Annotated in this window: 20 protein-coding genes; 6 read left to right on the top strand and 14 right to left on the bottom strand. The window is 66.8% G+C overall.

The genetic code is table 11. The annotated features are described in order from the left end of the window. Positions 1-76: 76 nt before the first annotated feature. Complete coding sequence (gene alr, locus HMPREF0975_RS06305) at positions 77-1,420, bottom strand: alanine racemase (protein ID WP_009233303.1); 1,344 nt, start codon at positions 1,418-1,420, stop codon at positions 77-79. A 114-nt stretch (positions 1,421-1,534) separates the two neighbouring features. After that, complete coding sequence (locus HMPREF0975_RS06300; RefSeq protein WP_009233302.1) at positions 1,535-3,520, bottom strand: bifunctional ADP-dependent NAD(P)H-hydrate dehydratase/NAD(P)H-hydrate epimerase; 1,986 nt, start codon at positions 3,518-3,520, stop codon at positions 1,535-1,537. A 172-nt stretch (positions 3,521-3,692) separates the two neighbouring features. On the opposite strand from HMPREF0975_RS06300, the gene HMPREF0975_RS06295 reads away from it, so the two are divergent. After that, on the top strand, positions 3,693-4,172 hold the full coding sequence (locus HMPREF0975_RS06295) for a holo-ACP synthase (protein ID WP_049939531.1): 480 nt from the start codon (positions 3,693-3,695) through the stop codon (positions 4,170-4,172). A gap of 77 nt (positions 4,173-4,249) precedes the next feature. Here the strand turns inward: HMPREF0975_RS06295 and glmS are convergent, their stop codons facing one another. Further along, positions 4,250-6,154, bottom strand: a complete 1,905-nt coding sequence (gene glmS / locus HMPREF0975_RS06290; RefSeq protein ID WP_009233300.1) for a glutamine--fructose-6-phosphate transaminase (isomerizing) — start codon at positions 6,152-6,154, stop codon at positions 4,250-4,252. A gap of 230 nt (positions 6,155-6,384) precedes the next feature. Between glmS and coaA the strand changes: the two genes are divergently transcribed. Continuing rightward, positions 6,385-7,368 (top strand): type I pantothenate kinase, encoded by a 984-nt coding sequence (gene coaA, locus HMPREF0975_RS06285; protein WP_009233299.1) that lies wholly within the window; start codon positions 6,385-6,387, stop codon positions 7,366-7,368. Positions 7,369-7,904: 536 nt separating this feature from the next. Here the strand turns inward: coaA and HMPREF0975_RS14800 are convergent. Both HMPREF0975_RS14800 and HMPREF0975_RS14795 read right to left on the bottom strand, forming a co-directional pair. After that, positions 7,905-8,981, bottom strand: coding sequence for an alpha/beta fold hydrolase (locus HMPREF0975_RS14800; protein ID WP_232212475.1), 1,077 nt, complete (start codon positions 8,979-8,981; stop codon positions 7,905-7,907). 16 nt (positions 8,982-8,997) lie between these two features. Beyond that, on the bottom strand, positions 8,998-9,438 hold the full coding sequence (locus HMPREF0975_RS14795; RefSeq protein WP_010614554.1) for a helix-turn-helix domain-containing protein: 441 nt from the start codon (positions 9,436-9,438) through the stop codon (positions 8,998-9,000). Between the two features lie 280 nt (positions 9,439-9,718). Here HMPREF0975_RS14795 and HMPREF0975_RS06280 point away from each other — a divergent pair, with 280 nt between their 5' ends. Both HMPREF0975_RS06280 and HMPREF0975_RS06275 read left to right on the top strand, forming a co-directional pair. After that, positions 9,719-10,741 (top strand): ketopantoate reductase family protein, encoded by a 1,023-nt coding sequence (locus HMPREF0975_RS06280; protein ID WP_009233297.1) that lies wholly within the window; start codon positions 9,719-9,721, stop codon positions 10,739-10,741. A gap of 192 nt (positions 10,742-10,933) precedes the next feature. Beyond that, positions 10,934-11,710 carry a transposase family protein gene (locus tag HMPREF0975_RS06275; protein ID WP_009233296.1) on the top strand — a complete coding sequence of 259 codons (777 nt, stop codon included), beginning with the start codon at positions 10,934-10,936 and terminating at the stop codon, positions 11,708-11,710. Positions 11,711-11,728: 18 nt separating this feature from the next. Here the strand turns inward: HMPREF0975_RS06275 and HMPREF0975_RS06270 are convergent, their stop codons facing one another. From HMPREF0975_RS06270 to HMPREF0975_RS06260, 3 genes are all read right to left on the bottom strand, one after another. Next, positions 11,729-12,220 carry a hypothetical protein gene (locus tag HMPREF0975_RS06270; RefSeq protein WP_049939528.1) on the bottom strand — a complete coding sequence of 164 codons (492 nt, stop codon included), beginning with the start codon at positions 12,218-12,220 and terminating at the stop codon, positions 11,729-11,731. After that, positions 12,217-12,606 carry a helix-turn-helix domain-containing protein gene (locus HMPREF0975_RS06265; RefSeq protein ID WP_009233295.1) on the bottom strand — a complete coding sequence of 130 codons (390 nt, stop codon included), beginning with the start codon at positions 12,604-12,606 and terminating at the stop codon, positions 12,217-12,219. The genes HMPREF0975_RS06270 and HMPREF0975_RS06265 overlap by 4 nt, the downstream gene beginning before the upstream one ends. A 95-nt stretch (positions 12,607-12,701) precedes the next feature. After that, entirely contained in the window at positions 12,702-13,181 is a 480-nt protein-coding gene (locus HMPREF0975_RS06260; protein WP_009233294.1) for a hypothetical protein, read from the bottom strand. Positions 13,182-13,380: 199 nt separating this feature from the next. On the opposite strand from HMPREF0975_RS06260, the gene HMPREF0975_RS06255 reads away from it, so the two are divergent. After that, a complete protein-coding gene (locus tag HMPREF0975_RS06255; protein WP_009233293.1) occupies positions 13,381-14,418 on the top strand; it encodes a daunorubicin/doxorubicin resistance ABC transporter ATP-binding protein DrrA in 1,038 nt (345 codons plus the stop codon). After that, complete coding sequence (locus HMPREF0975_RS06250) at positions 14,415-15,251, top strand: ABC transporter permease (RefSeq protein ID WP_009233292.1); 837 nt, start codon at positions 14,415-14,417, stop codon at positions 15,249-15,251. The genes HMPREF0975_RS06255 and HMPREF0975_RS06250 overlap by 4 nt, the downstream gene beginning before the upstream one ends. Positions 15,252-15,267: 16 nt before the next feature. On the opposite strand, the gene HMPREF0975_RS06245 is transcribed toward HMPREF0975_RS06250, so the two are convergent. The 6 genes from HMPREF0975_RS06245 to rplM form a co-directional block, all read right to left on the bottom strand. Further along, positions 15,268-18,465 (bottom strand): ATP-binding protein, encoded by a 3,198-nt coding sequence (locus HMPREF0975_RS06245; protein WP_009233291.1) that lies wholly within the window; start codon positions 18,463-18,465, stop codon positions 15,268-15,270. Between the two features lie 98 nt (positions 18,466-18,563). Further along, positions 18,564-19,025 carry a hypothetical protein gene (locus HMPREF0975_RS06240; RefSeq protein ID WP_009233290.1) on the bottom strand — a complete coding sequence of 154 codons (462 nt, stop codon included), beginning with the start codon at positions 19,023-19,025 and terminating at the stop codon, positions 18,564-18,566. Beyond that, positions 19,022-19,408 (bottom strand): DUF7718 family protein, encoded by a 387-nt coding sequence (locus tag HMPREF0975_RS17300; protein ID WP_442852328.1) that lies wholly within the window; start codon positions 19,406-19,408, stop codon positions 19,022-19,024. The genes HMPREF0975_RS06240 and HMPREF0975_RS17300 overlap by 4 nt, the downstream gene beginning before the upstream one ends. 226 nt (positions 19,409-19,634) lie before the next feature. Further along, positions 19,635-20,996: a phosphoglucosamine mutase gene (glmM, locus tag HMPREF0975_RS06235; protein WP_009233288.1), complete on the bottom strand. Its 1,362-nt coding sequence runs from the start codon at positions 20,994-20,996 to the stop codon at positions 19,635-19,637. A 293-nt stretch (positions 20,997-21,289) separates the two neighbouring features. Continuing rightward, positions 21,290-21,784 carry a 30S ribosomal protein S9 gene (gene rpsI / locus HMPREF0975_RS06230; RefSeq protein ID WP_009233287.1) on the bottom strand — a complete coding sequence of 165 codons (495 nt, stop codon included), beginning with the start codon at positions 21,782-21,784 and terminating at the stop codon, positions 21,290-21,292. 43 nt (positions 21,785-21,827) lie between these two features. After that, positions 21,828-22,271, bottom strand: a complete 444-nt coding sequence (rplM, locus tag HMPREF0975_RS06225; RefSeq protein ID WP_009233286.1) for a 50S ribosomal protein L13 — start codon at positions 22,269-22,271, stop codon at positions 21,828-21,830. Positions 22,272-22,727 lie beyond the last annotated feature (456 nt).

Below are 22,727 nucleotides of genomic sequence, written 5' to 3'. Positions count from 1 at the left end.
CCTCCTCATCCGTTCGTGGAGCCGGCCGCCGGCCCCTGCGGGTGCCGGGCCGGGGATATCCGACGTCTGCTGTTCTCTAGGGCAGAGCGTAGTCGCCGCCGGAGTCCGCTCCGACGTGGCAGCGCGGGATGCGGGCGCCAAGCCGGGTCACGATCTCGTAGTTGATGGTGCCACAGGCCTGCGCCCACTCATCCGCAGTGGGGATGGCCTCCTGCTCCGAGGAACCGGGGGCGCCCCAGAGCACGACGGTGTCCCCAACAGCGGCAGGCGCCGGAAGGGGCGCACCGGTCTCGTTCCGGGCCGGGCCGAGGTCGATGACCACCTGGTCCATGCACACCCGGCCCACGATGGAGGTCCTCAGGCCGCCCACGCCCACGGGCCCCGCCGAGCTTGCGGCGCGCGGGACGCCGTCGGAGTAGCCCAGGGGGACGAGGCCGACCCAGCGGTCGGCGGGTGCGCTCCAGGTGCCCCCGTAGGAGACGGCCTGCCCGGCGTCGATGCGCTTGACCTGCACCAGGGCGGACTCCAGGCGCATGGCGGGCCGCAGCCCGAGCTCGGCACTGGTGGCCACGCACGGGTCAGGGCTCAGCCCGTACAGGCCGATCCCCACCCGTACCAGGTCCATACGGGCCCCCGGGTGCCACAGGAGCCCGCCGGTAGCGGCAAGGTGGTGGATCGGCGGGTTCAGGCCCGCCTCCCGCACGATCCGCTCGGCGCCCCGGTATCGCCCGAGGTGCTCCTCGGTGGAGCCGCTGGTGGGTTCGTCGGCCCGAGAGAGGTGGGACCACAGGCCGACGACGTCGACCGTCCCCTCATCCACGGCCCGTTTCAGCGCGGCGGCCAGGGCCGGCAGGTCCTCCTCCATGGCGCCGCCGCGCGACATGCCGGTGTCGACCTTGAGATGGAGGCGCGCCGGTATCCCCTGCGCCCGGACCGCGGCCAGCAGGGCATCGAGCTGGGACAGGCTGGAGACCGACAGGTCCAGGTCAGCGGCCAGGGCGGCGCGCAGGGGCGAGTCCTGCGCGGCCGCCCGAGCCGGATCCATCACGGGCAGGAGCCAGGTGAGAACCCGGGGCGCCCGGCCGGAGGGCTCCCCCGCGGGGCGGGGAATGCCGGCCTCATCCAGGAGGGATCGCAGGGTCAGGGCCTCGGCGAGTTGGGCCACCCCCAGCCAGGAGGCCCCCGCCGACAGGGCTGTCAGGGCGACGGGGCCCAGGCCATGGCCATAGGCATCGGCCTTGACCACGGCCATCCACGGCACGCCGGCCGCCTGCGCCAGAAGACTGCCGTTGTGGGCGATCGCTCCCAGATCGATGACGGCGCGGGATGTGGCCGCGCCGGGCAGAGGGGACCGGGCCGTTGAAGTTGTCGGGGCGACGGAGGGCGGAGTCGGCGGCGTCGTGGTTGCCGCTGCCGTCATTGCTGCTGAGTCCGCGGAAGTGGTCACGGCGCGATTGTCGCACTGGGTAGCCGATGACGCGGCTGTTCGCTGGCACACTCCCCGGCCAGGTTGACATCGATCGGCCGACGCGTCTCAGTGATGCGGGCTCGCCTGAAACCAGTTGAGCCCGAGGCGGGCCGGGCCGAGGGCAGAGGCGATGTCGAGAGCTGCGATCGGGTGGCCTCCGGCGCCGCTGGCTGCCTGGGGAATCGCGGCGGCATAGGAGCCCGCGAGCGCGTGCAGCCTGACTCCGGCGGCCACCGAGTCGAGGACGGAATCAGGCGCGGGGCCGACTCCCGACGTCACCAACGCACCCTTACCGGCGACTGCGCCCGCCGTCTCCCGCTCCCGACGCGCGACCGCTCCGGCCAGGACGGCGCCGATGACCCCGGCCAGCACGTCCCCGCTCCCCGCGGTCGCCATCCAGCCGGGTCCGCAGTCCACGCTGACCAGGGGGCGGTCGGGGGCTGCGATGAGTGTTGTGGCGCCCTTGAGCAGGACGGTGCCACCAGTGAGGCGGGAAAGCTCGCGAACGGCACGGGCGGGGTGGGCCTCGACGCGCTCGCGGTTCCACCCATGGGCAGCCTCCGCCGATGTCTCCAGGACCGCCAGCGCCGTCAGGAGGGCGGCGGCCTCTCCGGCATGCGGGGTCAGGACGTGGAGCGGGGTGCAGGTCAGGCCCTGGGCCAGGAGCTCGGCGAGGATGCTCAGGGCCCCGGCGTCGACGACGGCGGGCGGCCCACCCGACGTCGTACCGGCGGCCGAGTTGCCGCCGTCAGTGCCATCGGCGTCCTCGGTCCCGCGTCCAGGGGCGCGGATGAGCGTGGGGCGCAGGACGGCTCGCAGCTCATCGGCCCTGGCGGCGTCGGCGGGGTCGATCCCCGGTCCCAGAACGAGTGCCTGGCTGCGTCCGGCGGTGGGGACGACCTCGGGGCGGGCCGCCAGGACGAGGTCCTCCACACGTCTGGGGGCAGCCAGGCGCACCATGCCAGCTCCGGCGCGTACCGCGCCGCTGGCGGTCAGGACGGCCGCACCGGGGTAGGTCTCGCTGCCGGCCCACAGGCCGACGACGCCGCGGGTGTACTTGTGGTCGTCGGTGCCCGGCTCGGGAAGGGCCCGTATCAGGTAGTCGCCCAGGCCCCCGTCGACGGGTCGGCGGGCAATGGGCCGGCTCGCGGGCGCGGGCAGCCCGAGGGGGACGACCTCGACGGCGCCGCACAGGTGCCGGGCCGGAGGTAGACACAGGCACCCTTTGAGGCAGGTGAAGGTGATGGTGCGGTCTGCGGCCAGGACGGGGCCCCCGATGGTGCCGTCGTCGACGCCGGTCCCGCTGGGCAGGTCGACGGCGATGACGCGAAGTGGGCGCCGCCCTGGCTCTCCGGCCGCAACGAGCGGGGCGATGAGGGCCGCGGCGTCGGGACGCAGCGGCCCATCGGCGCCGATGCCGGTGAGTCCGTCGAGGACGAGTCCGCCACGGGCGAGGAAGGCCTCGACGGCGACGATGGCCTCGGTCCCGCTCCGATCATCTGCGCTGTCGCTGCGGTAGCCGGCGCCGTAGACGGTCACGCCGTGGCTGCGGGCCTCCTCCAGTGCGACGGGATGGGGGTGCTCGGTGGCGAGCACGGCGCTGACCGCGCAGCCGCTGCGGGCGAGCAGACCTCCGGCCAGGAGGGTATCGGCTCCGTTGTGCCCGCCACCGACCAGGAGGAGCACCGGCGCCCCCGCAATCCATCCCGGGCTGACGTACGCCCCTCCCCTGTCGGCCGGCGTTCCCGTCGGCGTCACCGGTGAGCTCGGTGAAACGGGAAGCACCGGTGGCCCGGCGGGGCTCGCCGGGGCGAGGGGCGCATAGGCGGACCCGGCGGGGGGCGCCGCGGCCCCGGGAACAATGGGCCCCTGACGCAGCTCGCGCAGAGCGGCCCTTGCCACCGCATGGGCGGCGGCTCTCATGTAGCGGTCGGTGCCCGCGGTCAAAGGGGCTTCCGCCGCCGCGATCTCCTGGACGGGCCAAGCGCAGATGGTGGGGTCGGTGACGTCGTCGGAACGTGGGAAGTCGTTGAGGTCACTCACCCCTCCCATTGTCCTCCGCTCACAACGGCTCGCTTCCCCAACGAAGTTCTGAGACAGTTAGTCCCACAATATGAGACATGCTGTGAGTGGGTCCGCCTTCGTCGTTACAGAAAGTTGTCTTTTCCAGAACATGCGGCGCGTTCACCCCTTTCCGCTCCCTTCCACCCGGCACAATGGCCGAGTGATCCGCGCAGTAGGGACTGACCTGGTCGACGTCACCCGCCTCGAAGGCTATATGGACCGAGTGCCCGGCCTGCGCGAGCGCCTCTTCACCTCCGTCGAGCTGGCCGTCTGTCAGAAGCGCGCGGCCTCCCTGGGGGCGCGCCTGGCCGCCAAGGAGGCGGTTCTCAAGGCCCTGGGGTCGGCCTACGCCGAGCTGGGGCTGGACGCGCCCGAGGGATGGGCCTACAAGGATATCGAGGTGACCTCGACGCCCGGCGCACCGCCTCGCCTGCGCCTGACCGGGGCGGCGGCAATGGCGGCGCGCCAGGCGGGTATCGGCCACTGGCACCTCTCGCTGGCCCACGACGGCGGCATGGCGCAGGCCTTCGTGGTCGCCCAGGCCGACCACGTCGACAATGACGACGACTGGGCCCTTTCCTCCCAGCGCTCCGAGGCGCGCACCAAGCCGCAGGTCAAGTCCCTGCGCCCCGCCCTGTAGTCACCGGGCCCCGGAAAGTCCGGGGCCCGGTGTCTTGAAAGGCGGGGCAGAGGCGGGACGATGAATCGCCGTCGGAGCTACTCGACGGTGACGGACTTGGCCAGGTTGCGCGGCTGGTCGATGTCCAGCCCCTTGGCCCCGGCCAGGGCGGCGGCGAAGACCTGCAACGGCACCACGGTCAGCAGCGGCCACAGGATCGTGGGGGTGGCGGGCACCCGGATGATGTGGTCGGCGAAGGGCTCGACGTCGGCATCACCTTCCTCGGCGATGACGATGGTGCGCGCACCGCGGGCCCGGATCTCCTGGATGTTGGAGATGACCTTGTCGTGCAGGACGGGGCGGCGCGGGGTGGGCACGATGACGAAGACCGGCAGGCCCTCCTCGATGAGTGCGATCGGGCCGTGCTTGAGCTCGCCGGCGGCGAAGCCCTCGGCGTGGACGTAGGCGAGCTCCTTGAGCTTGAGCGCGCCCTCCAGCGCCACCGGGAAGCCGACGTGACGGCCCAGGAACAGGAAGGAGGACTTGTCCGCCAGCTCGGCGCCCAGGTCGCGCACGCTGGCCTCCTGGCTATCCAGGACGTGCTGGATCCGTTCCGGCATGGCCTCCAGATTGTCCAGGTACTCGGCGACCTCATCGGGCCACTTGTTGCCGCGCAGCTGGGCCAGGTAGAGGCCCAGCAGGTAGCAGGCGGTGATCTGGGCGAGGAAGGCCTTGGTGGAGGCCACGGCCACCTCGGGGCCGGCATGGGTATAGAGGACGGCGTCGGCTTCGCGGGCGATGGTCGAGCCATAGGTGTTGACGATGGCCAGGACCTTGCTGCCCTGTTCGCGGGCGTGGCGCACGGCCTGGATGGTGTCCATGGTCTCGCCGGACTGGGAGATGGCGACGGTCAGGGTCTTCTCGCTGACGACCGGGTCTCGGTAGCGGAACTCGTGGGCGAGCTCGACCTCCACGGGGATGCGGCACCAGTGCTCGATGGCGTACTTGGCGACATGCCCGGCATAGGCGGCGGTGCCGCAGGCGATGACGATGATCTTGTCGACGCTGCGCAGGACGGCCGGGTCGATGCGCATCTCGTCAAGCTGGAGCTCACCGCGCTCGTCGACGCGGCCGCGCAGAGTGTCGGCCACGGCGGTGGGCTGCTCGTGGATTTCCTTGTCCATGAAGGTGTCGTAGCCGCCCTTGACGGCGGCGGAGGCGTCCCAGGTGACCTCCCAGGTCTTGGGCTCGACGTCGTTGCCGTCCTTGTCCCAGACGCGGACGGCGTCGGCGGTAAGGAGAAGGACTTGATCGTCGTCGACCTCGGCGGCCCTCTTGGTGAAGGCGACGAAGGCGGCGACATCGCTGCCCAGGAAGTTCTCACCCTCGCCCAGGCCGATGACCAGCGGGCTGGAGCGGCGGGCGGCGACGATGGCCGCGGGGGCCAGGTCGCTGACGGCCAGAAGGGCGAAGGTGCCCTCGAGGCGAGCGGTGACGGCCTGCATGGAGGCGACCAGGATCTCGGCGACCCGGGCCGGGTCGGAGGCGGCGGCTGGGTCCTGGCGCAGGCGCTGGGTGAAGTCGATGTCCAGGACGTGGGCGACGACCTCGGTGTCGGTGTCGGAGAGGAGCTCGCGTCCGGCGGCCTCAACCTCCTCGCGCAGCGGCCGGAAGTTCTCGATAATGCCGTTGTGGACCACGGCGAGGTGGCCGGCGCGGTGGGGGTGGGCGTTGACCGTTGTCGGGCCGCCGTGGGTGGCCCAGCGGGTGTGGCCGATGCCGGCGGTGGCAGGGGCTGGCGGAGTGGCCTCCAGCAGCTCGCGCAGGCCGGAGAGCTTGCCAGCCTCCTTGACGACGTCCAGGCCCGAGGGACCCACCAGGGCGACGCCCGCGGAGTCATAGCCGCGGTACTCCAGACGGCCGAGGCCGTCCAACAGAACAGTCAGGGAACGGGAGGAACCAGTTTCAGTCAGAGGGCCGACGTGGCCGACAATTCCACACATGCTCCGATCGAATCATGCTGACGCGACGTTGACAACGAGCGCAGGACCACGTCGGTGTGATCTCAGTGTGATGTCGGTGTGTTGTCGGTGCTCGCTCGGAATCGCCCATCACGACCTCCGCCAGGTCCCAATTCCTCAGCCGGTATCCCGATCGACGTCTCGATTGATATGTCTCCGAGTCCTCTTCGTCTCCCGGGGATTATCCGACAAGCACCTCTTTTTGCGACACTGTGTCGGTGACCTCCGAGCTGAGTGACCCGAGCGACCCGGGTATCCCGGATGCCTCGCCCTATATCAAGCTGGACCGCGACCAGTGGTCCGCTCTGGCATCCTCGGCACCGCTGCCACTGACCCAGGCCGATGTCGAGAAGCTGCGGGGGTTGGGCGACCCCATCGACCTGGCCGAGGTGGACGCCGTCTATCGTCCCCTGACCGCCCTGCTGGAGGACTACATCGCCACCTCCCGTGAGCGCGCGCACCGTACCGGCACTTTCCTGGGCGTGGACGAGCCGCCCACGCCCTTCGTCATCGCGGTGGCCGGATCGGTCGCCGTCGGCAAGTCGACGACGGCGCGCCTCATCGCCCACCTGCTCAGCCGTTTTCCGGACACACCTCATGTGGACCTGGTGACCACCGACGGCTTCCTGCTGCCCAATCGGGTCCTCGAGAAGCGCGGTCTCATGGCCCGCAAGGGCTTCCCCGAGTCCTACGACCGCCGTTCGCTGCTGGACTTCGTAGCCGCCGTGAAGTCCGGCAGCGAGCGCGTCCAGGCGCCGGTCTACTCCCACACGGTCTACGACATCGTGCCGGGACGGCACGTCACGGTGGAGCGCCCCGACGTCCTGGTCCTGGAGGGGCTCAACGTCCTCCAACCCGCCCCGCGGGGGACGCGGCTGGGGGCCTCGGCCCTGGCGGTGAGCGACTTCATCGACTTCTCGATCTACGTCGACGCCGACCCGGGCGACATCCGCCGCTGGTACCTTGACCGGTTCCTCACCCTCAAGCACACGGCCTTCACCCAGCCGGGCTCCTACTTCCGGCGCTTCGCCGAGATCCCCGACGACGTGGCCCTGGCTGGGGCGAACGAGATCTGGGAGAGCGTCAACCTGGTCAACCTGCGCGAGAACATCGCCCCCACCCGAGGGCGGGCCACCCTGGTCCTGACCAAGGACGCCGAGCACCGCATGAGCCGGGTCCTGCTGCGCAAGTCCTGATTCCTCCTCGCGCTGAGACTCCAGTGGGGTGAGCTGCCTGGGGTGAAGTCATCAGCCGGTTCACCGGACATAGCGGACGCGGTCGCCCGTAGCCGCCTTGCCAGCCTTGGGCGTGCACTGCACGAGGGTCGGGTGCTACTGCGGGAGGGTTGGGTGTACTCCAGGTAGGTAGGACCTTCGTGCAGTGCGCACAACCCCTGGCCAGTAGATCCCCATCCTCGTGGAGTAGACCGCACCAGAAGAGGGACATGCCCGAACCGGCATCAGACATGCACCGTCAGCAACCCGAAGAGGGGCCAAGGATGTCCACATCGGTGACAAAAGGCCCAGACCGTTCTCGTGGTGACGAAGCAAAACCGCATGATTTCAAGGTTCTCGTTCACGCGACCTGGAGTTCGAACATCCCTTTGTCACCGATATGGACACCAACAGGCCGATTCCCCGAAGAGTCCAGTGCAGCACCCAGTGTTAACACCGTGGTGTCGGCACCGATTTTAATTTTCAGAAAACACTCCTATCCCACTCCTGCAACAAGGTTAACGAAGATCATCGACGGCCTTGATAAAAACCTCAGGCCGCTCAGAATGAATATTATGACCACTTTTAACGTTGTCGACTAGAGTGTTACGAGAGAGAAGCGAGTGGACACGCGACGCGTCACGATCATCCATAGCACCGAGCAGTACCCCACGATCATCATAGTAGCCCCGCATATTCGACGGATGAGCAGCATGCAAAAGAATTGACGGACAGCGCACAGCCTTCAACATCTCCACCTGATCAAAACCTGCAAACCACGAGAAATCATAAAAGGTCTCACCGAATCGCAAATCATAGGAGCCCGTACCATCCTGCAAGTTCGCCGTCAAATCGAGGAATTCATTGACATGCAGCTCAGGAGGGTAGTACCAAAGACGCGGTATTTCGCCGGGATGACGCCTCATGTAATCGAGGGCAGGCCGCTTAACAAACACATCAAAGTTCTTTTTCCCAAGAACCTGCGCAAGATAGGTGTGCTCAAGTGAATAACGGGTGAAATTTCGTTCACCACCGTGCAAGAAATGATGCATGTCACGAAACCCGAGCCAAGCAAATGTCTTCTCAGCCCTTCCAGGTTCAGTCGCAAAGAACGGCGCATCCTCAATCAATAAACCAGTAACAAGCTGTGGAGCCTTGGCGGCAACGATGGTCGCCAACAGACCTCCCGAAGAGTGACCGGAGATCAAGACAGGAGACTTGACAACGTGCTGGATAAACCACACGAAATCAACTGCATTCTTGATCGCCGTATAATCTGCGAGATTTTTGCTCGACCCACCATGGCCATAACAGTCGACCGCAAACACGTGATAGCGTTGAGATAGTTCCCCGAGCACCGCACTATAGTCCCTCCACATTGTTTGCTGACCGTGAACCAACATGAGCGGTGAACCATTGTTCGGTCCCTCACCATAGTGAATGATTGCACCGCTCGGCAACGTTACACGCCTTTCAACAAAACCAGCACGACGAACAACCGTTTCAGCAGCCCGATCATAGGTCATATTTCGATGAGCATAATAAGTCACACCTCCCCCGAGCAAGCCAAGCACGACGCAAATGATTATCAGCACACGCACCCTCTTTCGCTTAGTTTTCAGTATTATCATGTGCCGCACGATGATCTCCCTCCACGTGACGAGCAGCCTGCACAAAGAACTGCGCATCCATCAAAGCGAGCCCCTGATCGATGTCGCCAATAAGTAGGAGCTCGTCGCCAGACTTGATATTGAATACCTTTCTGGCTCGCACTGGAAGCGTGAGTCTCCCATCCTGATCGATCACAACGGTGCCAAATATGTATTTGCCGGGGCGATCAAGCATGGAAACAAATGAAGTGTCACCGTTGACAAGATCGTCGATCGCAACATCGAACGCCTGCGCTAACCGAATACATGAGGAAATGTCGGGATTACCACCCGGAGCCTCCCACTTGGCAATGGTCTGCCGAGAGACGCCAACCTTGTTTGCCAATGCTTCCTGAGTCCAGCGATGCTTTTTACGCAAGGCGGCGATGTTACTACTAATCATAAATGAATGATAAAACGACACACTATGGTCGTCAATCAAACAAAACAGACACGATGAGGTTTACATGTTAAAAATAGTGGCATCCACGCCTGTTTGAATCACACCAGAACCCGCCCTTCACCGATCCTGATCTGATGACCTTCCCGGGGCGGGCAGCCCTGGTCCCGGCCAAGGACGCCGAGCACCGCATGAGCCGGGTCCTGCGGCGCAAGTCCTGAGCGGACCTTGAGCACCAGACACTGAAACCGGTCTGAAACCGGAGGACCACAGGCTCACGGTCATGACAACCCAGGCAACACCTACAGCTCCCATGAACGTCCTCGTCGTCGGTCTGGGGGTGATCGGGACGACGTACGGATACCTCTTTCAGAAGGCCGGTCACCACGTCGAGCACCTGGTGCGACAAAGCAGCACGAGGGCCTCAGTCAGCTCGCTCGAGGTCGAGATCCTCGATGGCAGGACTGACCCGAAAGGCTCGCTGACCCGCGATCAGTACAACGCTCATCACCAGAGACGCACCAGCTACGACCTCATCGTGGTCTCAGTGCCGCAGGGCAGGATCGCCGAGGTGATGGCCGACCTCCGCACAAGCGGGATCGAGGGACCTGTGCTTCTGTTCTGCGGGTTCTGGGGAGAACGCGAGGAACTCGACCGTTTGATGGCCGGCCGCGACGTCCTCCTGGGGTACCCGGTGGCGGGTGGGAGCATCACGGGGAACCGACTCGCCTGCTGCGTCTTCGACCACGTCATGCTGGAGCGGCGCGACAAGGCCCGTTTCCCGGGCTACGAGAGGGTGGAGACGCTGTTCGACTCCTGCAGCATCAGCCTCGAGCGCCCCCATGACATGCTCGAGTGGATCTGGCTGCATATGGCGATCAACGCCGGCGTCGGCGCCGTCGCGGGGATGTACGGCGACGTCGAGGACACGACGCGCGCAGCCGAGCAGCTCATGGGCTCTTCCAGGATGCTCGCCCGGGTGGTTAAAGCAATCCGGGAGACGTCGAGGATCGTGGCCTCGCGAGGTGTTGATCTGAGGCGCTACCGCGGCGAGCTGCTCGCCTACCGGCTGCCGACGGCCGTGTCCGCGCCGCTCATGAAACGCATGTTTGCCAGGAATCTCCTCACGCGCCGGATCATGACGCTGCACGGCAATACCGACGACCTGCTGTTCGTGTGCCGGACCGTCTACGAGCAGGGCCGGGCCAGCAGGATTCCCGCCCCCGTCTTCTACGAGAGCTACGAAGCGGCCCGCGACAAGGCCACCCGCCGAGGCTCCGGCACCACCGACATCGCCCGACTTTGAAAGGCCGTCGTCCGAAACGGGTGCCTCGCCGGATAGGGTAGCCGCCTAATGACGCAATCGCTCACTCATCGAGGCTTATTCATAGGGGTGTTTAGGGTGTTTAAAGGGGGGTGTGTCGCTAAGTAGGGTGGCGGCTTGCTCTTGAGAGAGTTTTGGTGTCTAAGCCAACTCAACCAAGAACAAACCGCCGACATGAATAGTAGCACGAGGATCACTCGCAGCGAGGTTGTGGACCTGTGCGAGACCATTCACGCCGCGAATCCCGACCTGCCGGCGTTCGGGGCGAGGGTGCTGGGGTTGTTCCTGTGCGTGCGCCTGACACTGACATACCTGAGGCACAACCTACCCCAGGAGCTACTCGCCGAGCTCTACGGCGTCTCGCAGGCCACCGCCTCCCGAGTCCTCACCGCCTACACACCCCTGATTGCCCGGGCTTTGGAAATCAGTGTGCCGACTGTGGAGGATCTGGATCCCACCGTGCAGCTGATCGTCGATGGCACCCTCCTTCAGTGCTGGTCCTGGGCCGAACACCCTGAGCTGTACTCCGGCAAGCACAGGACCACCGGACTGAACGTCCAGGTCGCCTGCACCCTCACGGGCCACCTGGCCTGGGTGTCCGACCCCCACGACGGAAGGGTCCACGACACCGAGGCCTTACGCCGCTGCGGACTGCTTGACGTGCCACCCGCCGACCTCCCGGAAGGGGCATCACCACCGCGGCATATCGGCGACAAGGGCTACATCGGGTTGGGCATGATCACCCCGAAAAGAAAACCCGCGAACCTACCGCTCCACCCTGATGACAAGGCCTACAACACCACCGTCAACCAGGTCCGCTACAAGATCGAAAGAGTCATCGCCAACATCAAGACCTGGAGAGTCCTGCACACCGGCTACAAAAGACCACTAGAAACCTTCAAGACAACCATCACAGCAGTCCTCGGAATCATATTCACCTACACCCTATGAATAAGCCTCATCAAATCACTACTCATCGTTCGTGGTACGACCGGTCTGCCCAGCAGGAGACGGATAGGTGACATCCGGCATGTCCCCAGGGATATCGATGCACCCCGCGCTCCCAGGACAAAGTGCCGACACTGTACGTGCAGCCGCTGAGACATGATCCCACAGGACACGTGCAGCCCAAGGGCCGTAGCGCTGCGCGACAGCAGTGAGATCTTCTCGCATCGCGGTCTCGTCAACTTCATCGTCAGAAGCAGCGAACACCATACTGGCGGTAGCGCCGACGAACCATTCACCAGCGCCGACGGCAAGATCACCGACGAGAGCGTGGATCGGAGCAGTTTCCTCCGGCGCCATCTGCACTTCAATCGGGCTGATGCGCCACTGAACAAAGTCCTCCTCTATGTCCTGTGGCTGACAGATGACACGGAAGGTCTGAAGCTGCAGGACGGTGGCCGATCGCAGCGAGAAGCGTTGATCGCTCGTCTCGTCAGAACTCGGCGCGGACATCATGCCCCCACCAGCTTGCCCGTGGATACTCGTCGCGCCGCTTCCGTAGAGGACGAGGCCCACCTGTATTCAGGCATACCTGCGTTGCAGGCGGCACGACGAACGTCATGCTCACCGACAGCAATCACCTCGTGGCGGATGAGCGCGCCCACTGCCTTGGCATAGCGACGCACTGTGGACAGGTGAGCATCCGAGTGGCCTGACTCGAACCGGGAGACGGATGCCTGACTGGTGCCCATAGTGCGCGCAACGTCAGCCTGAGTCATACCGCTGCGGTCGCGCACGGCGACGAGATCACGGACCAACGCATGGTCGGCAGCGACCAGGCTGCGCGCATGCTTGTGTCCAGGGGCGTCTGGGTCCTCGCCGAGAAGCTCGTAGATGTCCATGTCTCTCACCGCCTTGTGGGATATATCGGTAGCGACATACTAGTCTCTGCTTCGATCCTGCGGGGAGCGCATCGTTGCATCTCACACCACCTCATTCACGGCGTCTGCGCCCAGGACTCGAAACGCCTCTGAGCTTCGGCAATGTGCTCGTCCTGCTCCTCCAATCCGCGCTTTCCGCCTCGCTTGTGGCGGAAGCTGAGCGAGAGCAGCAGACGATCCTCGTCATCCGGTTCAGTGAAGTACAGCCGTAGATGGCGCTGCTCTCCGTCGAGGTTGACGGTCAGTTCCAGGCGCGCCTCGAGTACGTCATGCGCACTTTGAGCCTTGCAGACGACGCCCTTGGTGTAGCTGTTGTCGTAGTTGAGACGACCGGCTTCTGCATCCCGGAGCAGCTGCTGGACCTCGGCCAGGAGCATCTGCCACTCGTCTTCACTGATGTTGCGTGCCCGTAGCTCACTCATTTCCTTGGTCAGATAGGGGCGCCCACGGTTATCGACAGCGTTCTTCCAGTACCCACCACAACGACACGAACGAGCCCCGTAGCCGTAGACCTTGTGGTGGAGAAGGGCGGTCATCGTGACCACACTCGCGACGAGAACGTTGTCATCGGGACTCCTCGGGGTGCTGTGGAGTGACTCATGAGGATATTAGCCCTACCGCCCGACCCGACAGCGTCATCAAACCGAGCACGGACGCAGCCCCGTCTCAGGCCGTGAAACCCGACGGCGTCGAGATGAAGCCGCTGTGAAACCGCCGGGGGCCAGCCTTGCCGGCATGACATCGCGAACAGCAACCAGAGCACCTTCACCATCCCAGTCCCCGGCGATCAAGACCGATGGCCTGACGCGGACCTTCGGCTCCTTCACCGCCGTCGACTCCCTGAATCTGGAGATTCCCGCCGGCATCGTCTACGGCCTGCTCGGCCCCAACGGAGCCGGCAAGTCGACGGCGCTGCGCATGATCACCACCCTGCTGGCGCCCACCCGCGGTCGGGCGACGGTCCTGGGGCACGACGTCGTCCGCGAGCGCCATGCCGTACGCAGCCTCATCGGGGTCACGGGCCAGTACGCAAGCGTCGATGAGATGCTCACCGGGGTGGAGAACCTGCGGCTCTTCGGGCGTCTGCTGGGACTTGGCCGACGTCGGGCGCGTGAACGGGCCGACGAGCTGCTGGCCGCCTTCAGCCTGACCGAGGCGGGCGGCAAGCGGGTGAACAGTTACTCCGGTGGGATGCGGCGTCGGCTGGACCTGGCCGTCTCCCTCATCGCCCAGCCCCCGCTCATCTTCCTGGATGAGCCCACCACCGGCCTGGACCCGCGCACGCGTGAGCAGATGTGGGACGTCATCCGCTCCCTGGTGGAGGGCGGCTCGACGATCCTGTTGACCACCCAGTACCTGGAGGAGGCCGACCGCCTGGCCCATCGGGTCGGCATCATCGACACCGGACGGCTCATCGCCGAGGGCACTCCCGATGAACTCAAGGACCGGGTGGGCAACAGCTCACTCGTCCTAACCCCGACGACCCCCGAGGACCAGGCCGCCACCGCCGCGATCATCGAGCGGGTGACCGGTCACGCTCCGGCGGTCGTCGACCAAGGTACTCATCTGCAGACACCGCTGAGCGAGGCGTCGGTGGCCACCGAGGTGCTCGTAGCCCTGCGCGACGCCGACCTGTCCCCCAGAACCGTCTCGGTGGACCGCCCCAGCATGGACTCGGTCTTCATGGCCCTGACCGACCGTCCCCGAGACAACGAGGCGCCCTCGCCCACTTCCCCATCCGCCCGTCCTTCAGACGTCAAGGAGCAGTCATGACCGCCCCAGCAGCAGCCGCAACCACCTCGACCAGTACCGCCCTCTCCCCCGCCGTCTCCCGTTTCAGCGAGGCACGGCTCGTCCCGGACACCCTCGCCATGGCCTGGCGCTCGCTGATCACCATGGTGCGCAACCCCGGGGAGTTCTACGACATCCTCATCCAGCCGGTGATGTTCACCGTCCTGTTCGGCGAGCTCTTCGGCGGCGCCATCGCCGGCGACGTCAAGGCCTATCTGCCCACGATCGTCCCGGGGCTCATCATCATGAATGCCCTGACCACGAGCCAGAGCGTGGGCGTGGACCTGCGCGAGGACATGGACAAGGGCGTCTTCGACCGCTTCCGCACCATGCCGATGTCCCGTATCGCGCCGGTCCTGGGCCCGATGGTCTCCGACGTGCTGCGCTACCTCATCTGCACCTCGCTGACCGTGCTCACCGGCTACGTCCTGGGCTACCGGCCTGAGAACGGCTGGTCGGGGACGGTCGGCGCCATCGCCCTGGCGGCGGGCTGCGCCTGGGCCATCGCCTGGATCTTCCTGCTGCTGGGGACGATCTTCTCCTCAGCCCAGGCGGTCACCTCCTTCACGGTAATCGTCCTGTTCCCGCTGACCTTCCTGTCCAACGCCATGGTGCCCACCTCGACGCTGCCGGGCTGGCTCAAGACCTTCGTACGCCACAACCCGGTCTCACACATCGTCGACGGCGGCCGCTACCTGCTGGACGGAACAGCGGGCTCGGCCGGGGACGTACGTGCCGCGATCATCGGCTCGCTCCTGGTCCTGGCTGTCATGGCGCCCCTGACGGTCTTTCGCTACCAGCGGCGCAACGCCTGAGCCGCATGTTGAGGACTCAGCCGACCTCGCCCGCCAGACGGCCGGCGAGGTCGGCGGCGTGAGCCACAAGCTCGCTGCAGCCCAGGGGCCGGATCCTCTCCTCGGCCTGAGCCAGCGCCCGGGCGTCGAGCTGCTCGGTGCGGCTGCGCAGGTAGTCGTGGGAAAGCAGGCGGCAGGTCTGGTTGGTGCCCACGGCCAGGGCGGTGGCGACCAGCTCGGCCCCCACTGCCCGCCGGTCGGAGCCCACGTCCTCAGCAGCCACGATGGACAGGCCGACGGCCGCGGCGAAGGCCATGATCGTAGGAATGTCGCGCTGCCGTGGAGCCGGGTCGGAGAGGATCTCACGCAGCAGGGAGGTGGCTCGGGCACGGATGGCTCGGGCATCGAGCTCGACGGCGTCGTCGGGGCTGAGCTCGACGTCGGTGACCAGGCACATGCTCAGGATGTAGAGCTCCCACTGGGAGCCGGATCCCAGGATAGAGCGCCAGTTCCCGGCATAACGCAGGCTCACGCGCTGGATGAGGGCGGCGGTGCGCGCGTTCCCACGGGTGAGCTCCAGCTCGCCGCGCACAGAACGGGCGATGAAGCGCATGGTTCCCGGCAGGTCGACGGGCTCCAGGCTCTCCAACAACCTGTCCGCAGTCTCGGGACGCGGATCGAGATAGACCGCGCAGTAGGCCCCCTCCATGTGCAGTGTTGTGTGGAAGAACTCGCCCCAGCTGGGCAGGACCCTCTCCAGGAGCACCTGGGCGCGCGAACAGGCGTCAATGACCTGGTTGTAGCGCCCCAGTGACATGAGAACCTGCAGCCGGTGGAGGTGGAGCTCGAGCAGGTGAATGCCGGCCAGGTCCGTCCTGCGGAGCCGGTCCAGAAGGGTCTCGATGGTTCTCAGTGAGGCCTGGGGGTCGCCGTCGTCCTCCTGCTGGGCGGCCAGGCAGCGGGTCGCCGCCCAAGCGACCCAGGGGTCGGCGTCGTCTATCAGTTCGGGCCACTGCGCGTCGCTCGCACGCAGGAAGCGCCTCACCCGGGAGAACGGCCCCTCGCCGTCGAAGGAGGCCGGCAGGAGTGAGCGGACCTGTGCGGGCACGTGGCTCAGGAGTCCGAAGAGGGTGACGCACAGGGCCAGGACGCTCAGGCCGGCCTCGTTCCCACGCGGGTCCTGGGCCGGTTGCGCGGCGGGACCGATGAGGCGCGTTCCGTAGTCGGCGATGCGCTCATAGCTCCAGGTGACGCTCCACAGCCGCATGAGTGCGGCGCCGATGAGGCAGATCGCGTCGCGCAGCTCCGCCGGCAGGTGATCTGCGCCGTGGCCGTCGGCCTGTGCCAGGAGCCGGTCGAGCTGTTGAAGGATGACAGCCTCATCGTGGGCGACCTGCTGGAAGAGGCGGTCGTGGTGGCGCGACTCAGGGTGACTGGCGTCGCCGAAGTCGCCGGCGTCGATGGGGAAGCGGATCTGGGAACACAGGTCCACCGCCCACTCGTGCAGGGCCGCCCGGGCCGCGGCCTCGTCGCCGGAGGCGGACAGCTGCTCCAGGGCGAAGTCACGGACAGTGACGAGCATGTGGAAACGGGGCAGACCGTGGTCACGCACCACGAGCAGGGAGTGGGAGACCAGGGCATCGAGGAGGTCGGCGGCCTGCGCACCGACGAGCGCCTCCACGGCGGCGAGGGTGAAGCCGTCGGCGAGCAGGGCCAGGCGCGCCATGGCGCGGCGCTCGGCGGGGTCGAGTAGGTTCCAGGACCACTCGATGACCGCTCTCAGGGTGCGCTGACGGGCCGGCACGTCACGTGCGGCGGTGAGCAGATCGGGTCTGCCGGGCAGCCGCTCGGCGATCTGGCCGACCGACAGGCTGCGGGTGCGCGCGGCGGCCAGCTCGATGGCCAGGGGGATGCCCTCCAACCGCGCTAGGAGCTCGTCCAGGTCATCGTCGTCGATGACCTGGCCGGGACGGGCGGCCAGAGCGCGGGCGCGGAACAGCTCGGTCGACGATGCGGTATCGAGCGGTTCGAGGCGGTGGACGTGCTCCGCGGCCAGGTCGAGGGGGCGGCGCGAGGTCGCCAGGACGCGCAGGCCGGGGCAGGCGCCCAGGAGCGGCCCGACGAGGTCGGCGACCTGGTCGGCCAGGTGCTCGCAGTTGTCCAGGACCAGGACGGTTCCGGGCTGGGCGAGGGTGGCGGCCAGGGCGCGGCGCGGGTCACCGTCGGCCGCTCCGGGGCCTCCGACGGCGTCGAGCAGGACTCTGATCAGATTGGCTCCGGGGGATACCTCGGCGAGGGCGACGACGTAGACGGCGGGGCGGCGGCAGCGGGCCGCCACCACCTGGGCCAGGGTTGTCTTGCCGACCCCGCCGGGACCGGTGAGCGTCACCAGACGGTGGGTGCTCAAGGCCTTGAGAACACCGGTCACGTCCGCCTCCCGCCCCAGGAAATGCTCAGGCTCGGGCTCCAGGCCGCGGCGTACAGGGCTCTCAGCGGCTAGAACGGCCTCGTGGGCGGCGCGCAGGGCGGGTCCCGGCACAGCTCCCCGATCGCGCAGCCGGCGGCGGTACTGCTCATAGATCTCCAGGGCGGCCGCAGGTGAGCGAGACCATGACTCGGCGCGCATGAGAGCAGCCAGGACGGTCTCGTCACCAGCATCGCGCCCGGCGGCCTCGCGCAACAGCTCCGCAGCCCGCTCGTGCTCACCAGTTGCCTCCAGGGCGAGCCCCCGGTCGCAGCGGGCCGCCTCGGCCAGGGCAACGGCGCGTTCCCGCAGGCGGGACAGAGGAGAGGGTCCGGCTCCGACGGCATCATCGGCCTCGCAGTGAGCGGGCACCTGGGGCAAGGAACCGGTGAGGTCCAAAACCTGGTCCCACTGCCCCTCAACGGCACGGGTGCGGGCCCGCTCCGCCCGGTCCGCCAGGTCGCAGGCATCGATCTGCGCCGTCGGCAGTGCCAGTCGGTACCCGTCGCCGATGCGCTCGACGACGTCCTCCCCCACCGCCGCCCGAACCCGGGAGACGACGACGTGCAGCGCCCGCAGGGGCCGGGCCGGGACGTCGTCGGGCCACAGGGCCTCGATGAGGGAGCCGTCGCTCACCCGGGTTTGCGGGCTCGCGGCCAACACAGCGAGCAGATCGAGGGTCCTCCCGCTCAGGACCGTGCCGCGCCAGGTCGGCGGATCTGTCAAGAGAGCCAAGCGGTACGGGGAGGTCACGGGCCTATTCTCCCCCATCGCCGTGAGGCGGTGTTCCAGCGGTCAAGATAGGCCGCGAGACCCACCACCATCATGACAGCGCGCCGACGTCGAGAGCTTCAAGTGAGACTCAGGTGTTAGGAAGCAGCAAACGCTTTGGATGACATGCGCTTGAGCAGGGCAGACACGGCCGGGACATCATCGTGATGACCATCGTCAGAAAGAGTAAAACGTTGAGCCTTCATCGTATCCATCACAGCGCCGATGGACGATGTGTGGCCCTGAGGCCCGGTACCCAGCGTCACCCCATCGGCAGTGCCCCACCCTTCGGGGGCCTGCCTTGAAGGCATCTCCCACCTGAAGAAGCCGAAGCGCTTGCTGCCCTGACGGTCGGGGAAGAACACGGCGACTATCGTGTCAGCACCGTGGTCGAGGTGATCGGCGATCACGGAGTCGATGGGCTCGGACTCAGGCACCGCAAGGATCCTGGTGTCATTGAGGTAGTGGTTGCGCCTGAACAACTCCCGCCCCTGAGTCGTACCGAGGAAGAGCCCCACAGCGCGCGCCGCGTCACGCCGCGTCGTCTTGGTGTCACTCATCTCTGCCAGCTCCTGAAGTGCTGTTCCATCCAGTCGATTACCTGCTTGTATGACTCGTCGTAAGACGCCCCCAGTATGGCATGGTCGTTCCTCCCTAGTACTTGGATGGGACGGGTCTCACGGTCTCGGTCCCGATGGTATTGGTGAGAGTGGATGCAACCATGACGTGTGTCAATCCGAAACACGGGCTGCCAATCATTATCCGGGCCGGAGCGCCACTCGTGCTGGAGCGCATAGTCAACCACTCGCCCTCTGTAGGTCCTCAGCCGTATGACTATTCGGTGGCACCCTGGCCCGGAGATCGGGCCAACATCGATCGGGTAGGTTTCGTCCTCACATACGTGGATCGGCGGAGGACGGTATCCGCCATCGGGCAACTCCATGCTCGCTCCGCTCGATTTGATAGACGCTGTATCCCAAAAGTTATATCAGAAGTAGATCGGCAATAACATTGAGGCTGAGGCATAGCCGTCGACCACTACACGGCTACGACGTGTGCCAGCAGTCCCAGAAGGTTCAATACCCTGTGCCCCGCCCATAGGTTCTGGGCGGGGCACATAGGTTGGACATAATGGCCTTCTGAAGACCGACGAGAAACCTTCCGTCAGCTCACAGGCTGAGGTTGTTCTTGACGGTGTCGGCCAGGGATCGGGCCACGCGGTCGGCCTCCTCCTGGGACGCGGCCTCGACCATGACGCGCACGAGAGGCTCGGTGCCTGAGGGCCGCAGCAGGACGCGGCCGGTCTCGCCCAGCTCCTTCTCCGCGGAGGCGACAGCATCCTGCACAGACTGGTTGGTGCTGGCGGCGGCCTTGTCCACGTTCTTGACGTTGATGAGCGTCTGGGGCAGGCGGGTCACGACGCTGGCGAGCTCGGCCAGAGTCTTGCCGGTGCGCTTGACGCGCGCGGCCACGCGCAGGGAGGTGAGCACGCCGTCGCCGGTGGTGGCGTGGAGGGTGTCGATGACGTGCCCGGACTGCTCGCCGCCCAGGGTGTAGCCACCCTGGAGCATGCGCTCGAGCACGTAGCGGTCGCCCACGCCGGTCTGGACGGTGCGGATGCCGTGCTCGCGCATGGCCAGGATGAGGCCGAGGTTGCTCATGACGGTGACGACGAGAGTGTCGGAGCCGAGGGTGCCATCGGCCTTCATGCCGATGGCGAGCATGCCCATGATCTGGTCGCCGTCGACGAGCTGTCCGTCGGCGTCCACGGCCAGGCAGCGATCGGCGTCGCCGTCATAGGCGACGCCCATGTCGGCGCCGACGGCCTTGACGTAGTTCTGCAGCTGCTCGGGATGGGTGGAGCCGCAGTTGTCGTTGATGTTGAGGCCGTCCGGGGAGGCGTTGATGACGATGACCTCGGCGCCGGAGGCGCGCAGCGCGGCCGGCCCGACGACGGAGGCGGCCCCGTTGGAGGCGTCGACGACGATGCGCAGCCCGGACAGGTCGGTGGCGGCGGAGTCGACGAGGTGGTTGATGTAGTTCTGGTCGGCAACGGTCTCGCCCTTGATGACACGGCCGACGTCGGAGCCGGTGGGGCGGTCGCTGACCTTGCCCAGGAGCGCCTCGATCTCGTCCTCGACGGAGTCGGCGAGCTTGTAGCCGCCGCGGGCGATGAACTTGATGCCGTTGTCCGGGAAGGGGTTGTGGGAGGCGGAGATCATGACGCCCAGCTCGATGTCCTGGGTGGCCGTCAGGTGGGCGATCGCCGGGGTGGGTAGGACGCCCACACGGGTGACGTCGATCCCGGAGGAGGCCAGGCCCGCGCTGATGGCGTGGTCGAGAAACTCTCCGGAGGCGCGGGTGTCGCGACCCACGATGGCACGGGGGCGGATGCTGCGCGAGCGCCGGGTGGCGGGCGAGTCCTTGGTCAGGACGCGGGCCGCGGCCTCACCGAGCTGTACGGCCAGGGTGGGCGTGAGCAGGTCGTTGGCCAGGCCGCGTACGCCGTCGGTTCCGAAGAGACGAGCCATGGAAATCCTCCTGATGGATGACGAAACAGCACCATCCTGCCACGGGCCGCCCGCTATGGGGACATGACGACCGCAGGGCGAGCAAGGTCTGATGTCCTCGGGGGCGGCTCCGCTTCAGCTCTACGCCGTCGTTGCACCCAATCGCGCCACCGGCCGATTCCCTCCATCGAGAACGGAACCGATCGCAGCGACCCCTGACGGAACGACGGCGGCGGCCGCCCCGGTGAGGGGACGGCCGCCGTCGTACGAGGCGGACGGGCGGTTCCGACCTGCCCGGCCGGTACCGCGCCGGATCAGCGCTTGGAGTACTGGGGGGCGCGACGGGCCTTGTGTAGACCGGCCTTCTTGCGCTCCACGATGCGCGAGTCGCGGGAGAGGAAACCGGCCTTCTTGAGGGTGGCGCGGTTGGCCTCGCGGTCGATCTCGTTGAGGGCGCGGGCGATCCCCAGACGCAGGGCGCCGGCCTGGCCGGAGACGCCGCCGCCGTTGATGCGGGCGACGACGTCGAAGCGGCCTTCGAGGTCCAGGATGGCGAAGGGCGCGCGCACGAGCTGCTGGTGCAGCTTGTTGGGGAAGTAGTCCTCTAGGGAGCGGCCGTTCAGCGTCCACTGACCGGTGCCGGGCACGAGGCGCACGCGGGCGATTGCCTCCTTGCGGCGTCCCAGACCCGAGCCGGGGGCGGTGATGGACTGGCCGCGACCCGGAGCGGACTCCTCGGTCTCGGTGGTGTAGCTGGAGGGGGCGTTCTCCTCGTCCAGCGCGTCGATGTCGACAGTGGTCTCAGCCACGATGTGTCCTTTGCTTGTCGCGAGGTGCCGAGCGCTGGAGCGCTTACTGGGCGACCTGGGTGATCTCGAACGTCTTCGGGTTCTGGGAAGCGTGCGGGTGCTCGGCACCCGCGTAGACCCTGAGCTTCTTGAGCTGGGCGCGACCGAGCTTGGTGTGGGGCACCATGCCCTTGACGGCCTTCTCGACGGCGCGCTCGGGGCGGGTGGCCAGCAGGTCGCGGTAGGAGACGGCGGTCAGACCGCCTGGGTGACCGGAGTGGCGGTAGGCGAACTTCTTGTCGGCCTTGCCGTTGGTGAGGGCCACCTTGTCGGCGTTGATGATGACGACGTAGTCGCCGCAGTCCTCGTTGGGCGCGAACTGGGGCTTGTGCTTCCCACGGAGCAGGGTGGCGGCCTGGGCCGCGAGTCGACCCAGGACGACGTCGGTGGCGTCGATGACGTACCAGCTCTTCTCGACGTCGCCGGGCTTCGGTGTATACGTGCGCACGGGCGTTGCCTTCGTTTCTCTTGGCGAGTGGGCACGCCGAAGCGCGGCGAAGCGTTCGCGGTTCGGCGAGACCACCATGGTCAGGTGAGTGGTCGGAGCACAGGCGATCCGGGGCGAGTGGGACGGCACCGCGGACACGCGCACGCGTGCTGCACGACGATTGCCAACAGTACCGGCCGCCCTGCGGGAGGGTCAAAAGGTGCGGCTTTCCAGTTCCGTGAATCGCACCACGCGGCCCGCAGAGGCGGATCGGGGAGCGCGGCGCGGGCGGTTCCGGGGCGGTGGGAGTCGGGGCGGTAATGCGGTCAGCAGGTCAGGCGTCGGGTGGCGCGGGCACGCTCGGCCCGGGCGGCGAGATCGTCGTCGTCCGGGTAGACGACCTCCTCCAGGGTCAGCCCGTGCGGCGGGGCACGGGGGCGGCGCCATCGCGCGTGCGGGCCCCCACGGAGGCTCGCC

Origin of the sequence: Actinomyces sp. oral taxon 849 str. F0330 (assembly GCF_000239715.1) — a bacterium.
In the GTDB taxonomy this organism is placed as follows: Bacteria; Actinomycetota; Actinomycetes; order Actinomycetales; family Actinomycetaceae; genus Actinomyces; species Actinomyces johnsonii.
Note: the sequence above shows the minus strand (reverse complement) of the source record. Positions and strands in the feature narration are given on the sequence as shown.

What these genes read in the sequence shown, in the direction of transcription:
- alr (WP_009233303.1), bottom strand. Translation starts at nt 1,420, where the DNA reads ATGACGGCAGCGGCAACCACGACGCCGCCGACTCCGCCCTCCGTCGCC.
- HMPREF0975_RS06300 (WP_009233302.1), bottom strand. Translation starts at nt 3,520, where the DNA reads ATGGGAGGGGTGAGTGACCTCAACGACTTCCCACGTTCCGACGACGTC.
- glmS (WP_009233300.1), bottom strand. Translation starts at nt 6,154, where the DNA reads ATGTGTGGAATTGTCGGCCACGTCGGCCCTCTGACTGAAACTGGTTCC.
- HMPREF0975_RS14795 (WP_010614554.1), bottom strand. Translation starts at nt 9,438, where the DNA reads ATGATTAGTAGTAACATCGCCGCCTTGCGTAAAAAGCATCGCTGGACT.
- HMPREF0975_RS06280 (WP_009233297.1), top strand. Translation starts at nt 9,719, where the DNA reads ATGACAACCCAGGCAACACCTACAGCTCCCATGAACGTCCTCGTCGTC.
- HMPREF0975_RS06275 (WP_009233296.1), top strand. Translation starts at nt 10,934, where the DNA reads ATGAATAGTAGCACGAGGATCACTCGCAGCGAGGTTGTGGACCTGTGC.
- HMPREF0975_RS06270 (WP_049939528.1), bottom strand. Translation starts at nt 12,220, where the DNA reads ATGATGTCCGCGCCGAGTTCTGACGAGACGAGCGATCAACGCTTCTCG.
- HMPREF0975_RS06265 (WP_009233295.1), bottom strand. Translation starts at nt 12,606, where the DNA reads ATGGACATCTACGAGCTTCTCGGCGAGGACCCAGACGCCCCTGGACAC.
- HMPREF0975_RS06260 (WP_009233294.1), bottom strand. Translation starts at nt 13,181, where the DNA reads ATGACCGCCCTTCTCCACCACAAGGTCTACGGCTACGGGGCTCGTTCG.
- HMPREF0975_RS06255 (WP_009233293.1), top strand. Translation starts at nt 13,381, where the DNA reads ATGACATCGCGAACAGCAACCAGAGCACCTTCACCATCCCAGTCCCCG.
- HMPREF0975_RS06250 (WP_009233292.1), top strand. Translation starts at nt 14,415, where the DNA reads ATGACCGCCCCAGCAGCAGCCGCAACCACCTCGACCAGTACCGCCCTC.
- HMPREF0975_RS06245 (WP_009233291.1), bottom strand. Translation starts at nt 18,465, where the DNA reads ATGGGGGAGAATAGGCCCGTGACCTCCCCGTACCGCTTGGCTCTCTTG.
- HMPREF0975_RS06240 (WP_009233290.1), bottom strand. Translation starts at nt 19,025, where the DNA reads ATGAGTGACACCAAGACGACGCGGCGTGACGCGGCGCGCGCTGTGGGG.
- HMPREF0975_RS17300 (WP_442852328.1), bottom strand. Translation starts at nt 19,408, where the DNA reads ATGGAGTTGCCCGATGGCGGATACCGTCCTCCGCCGATCCACGTATGT.
- glmM (WP_009233288.1), bottom strand. Translation starts at nt 20,996, where the DNA reads ATGGCTCGTCTCTTCGGAACCGACGGCGTACGCGGCCTGGCCAACGAC.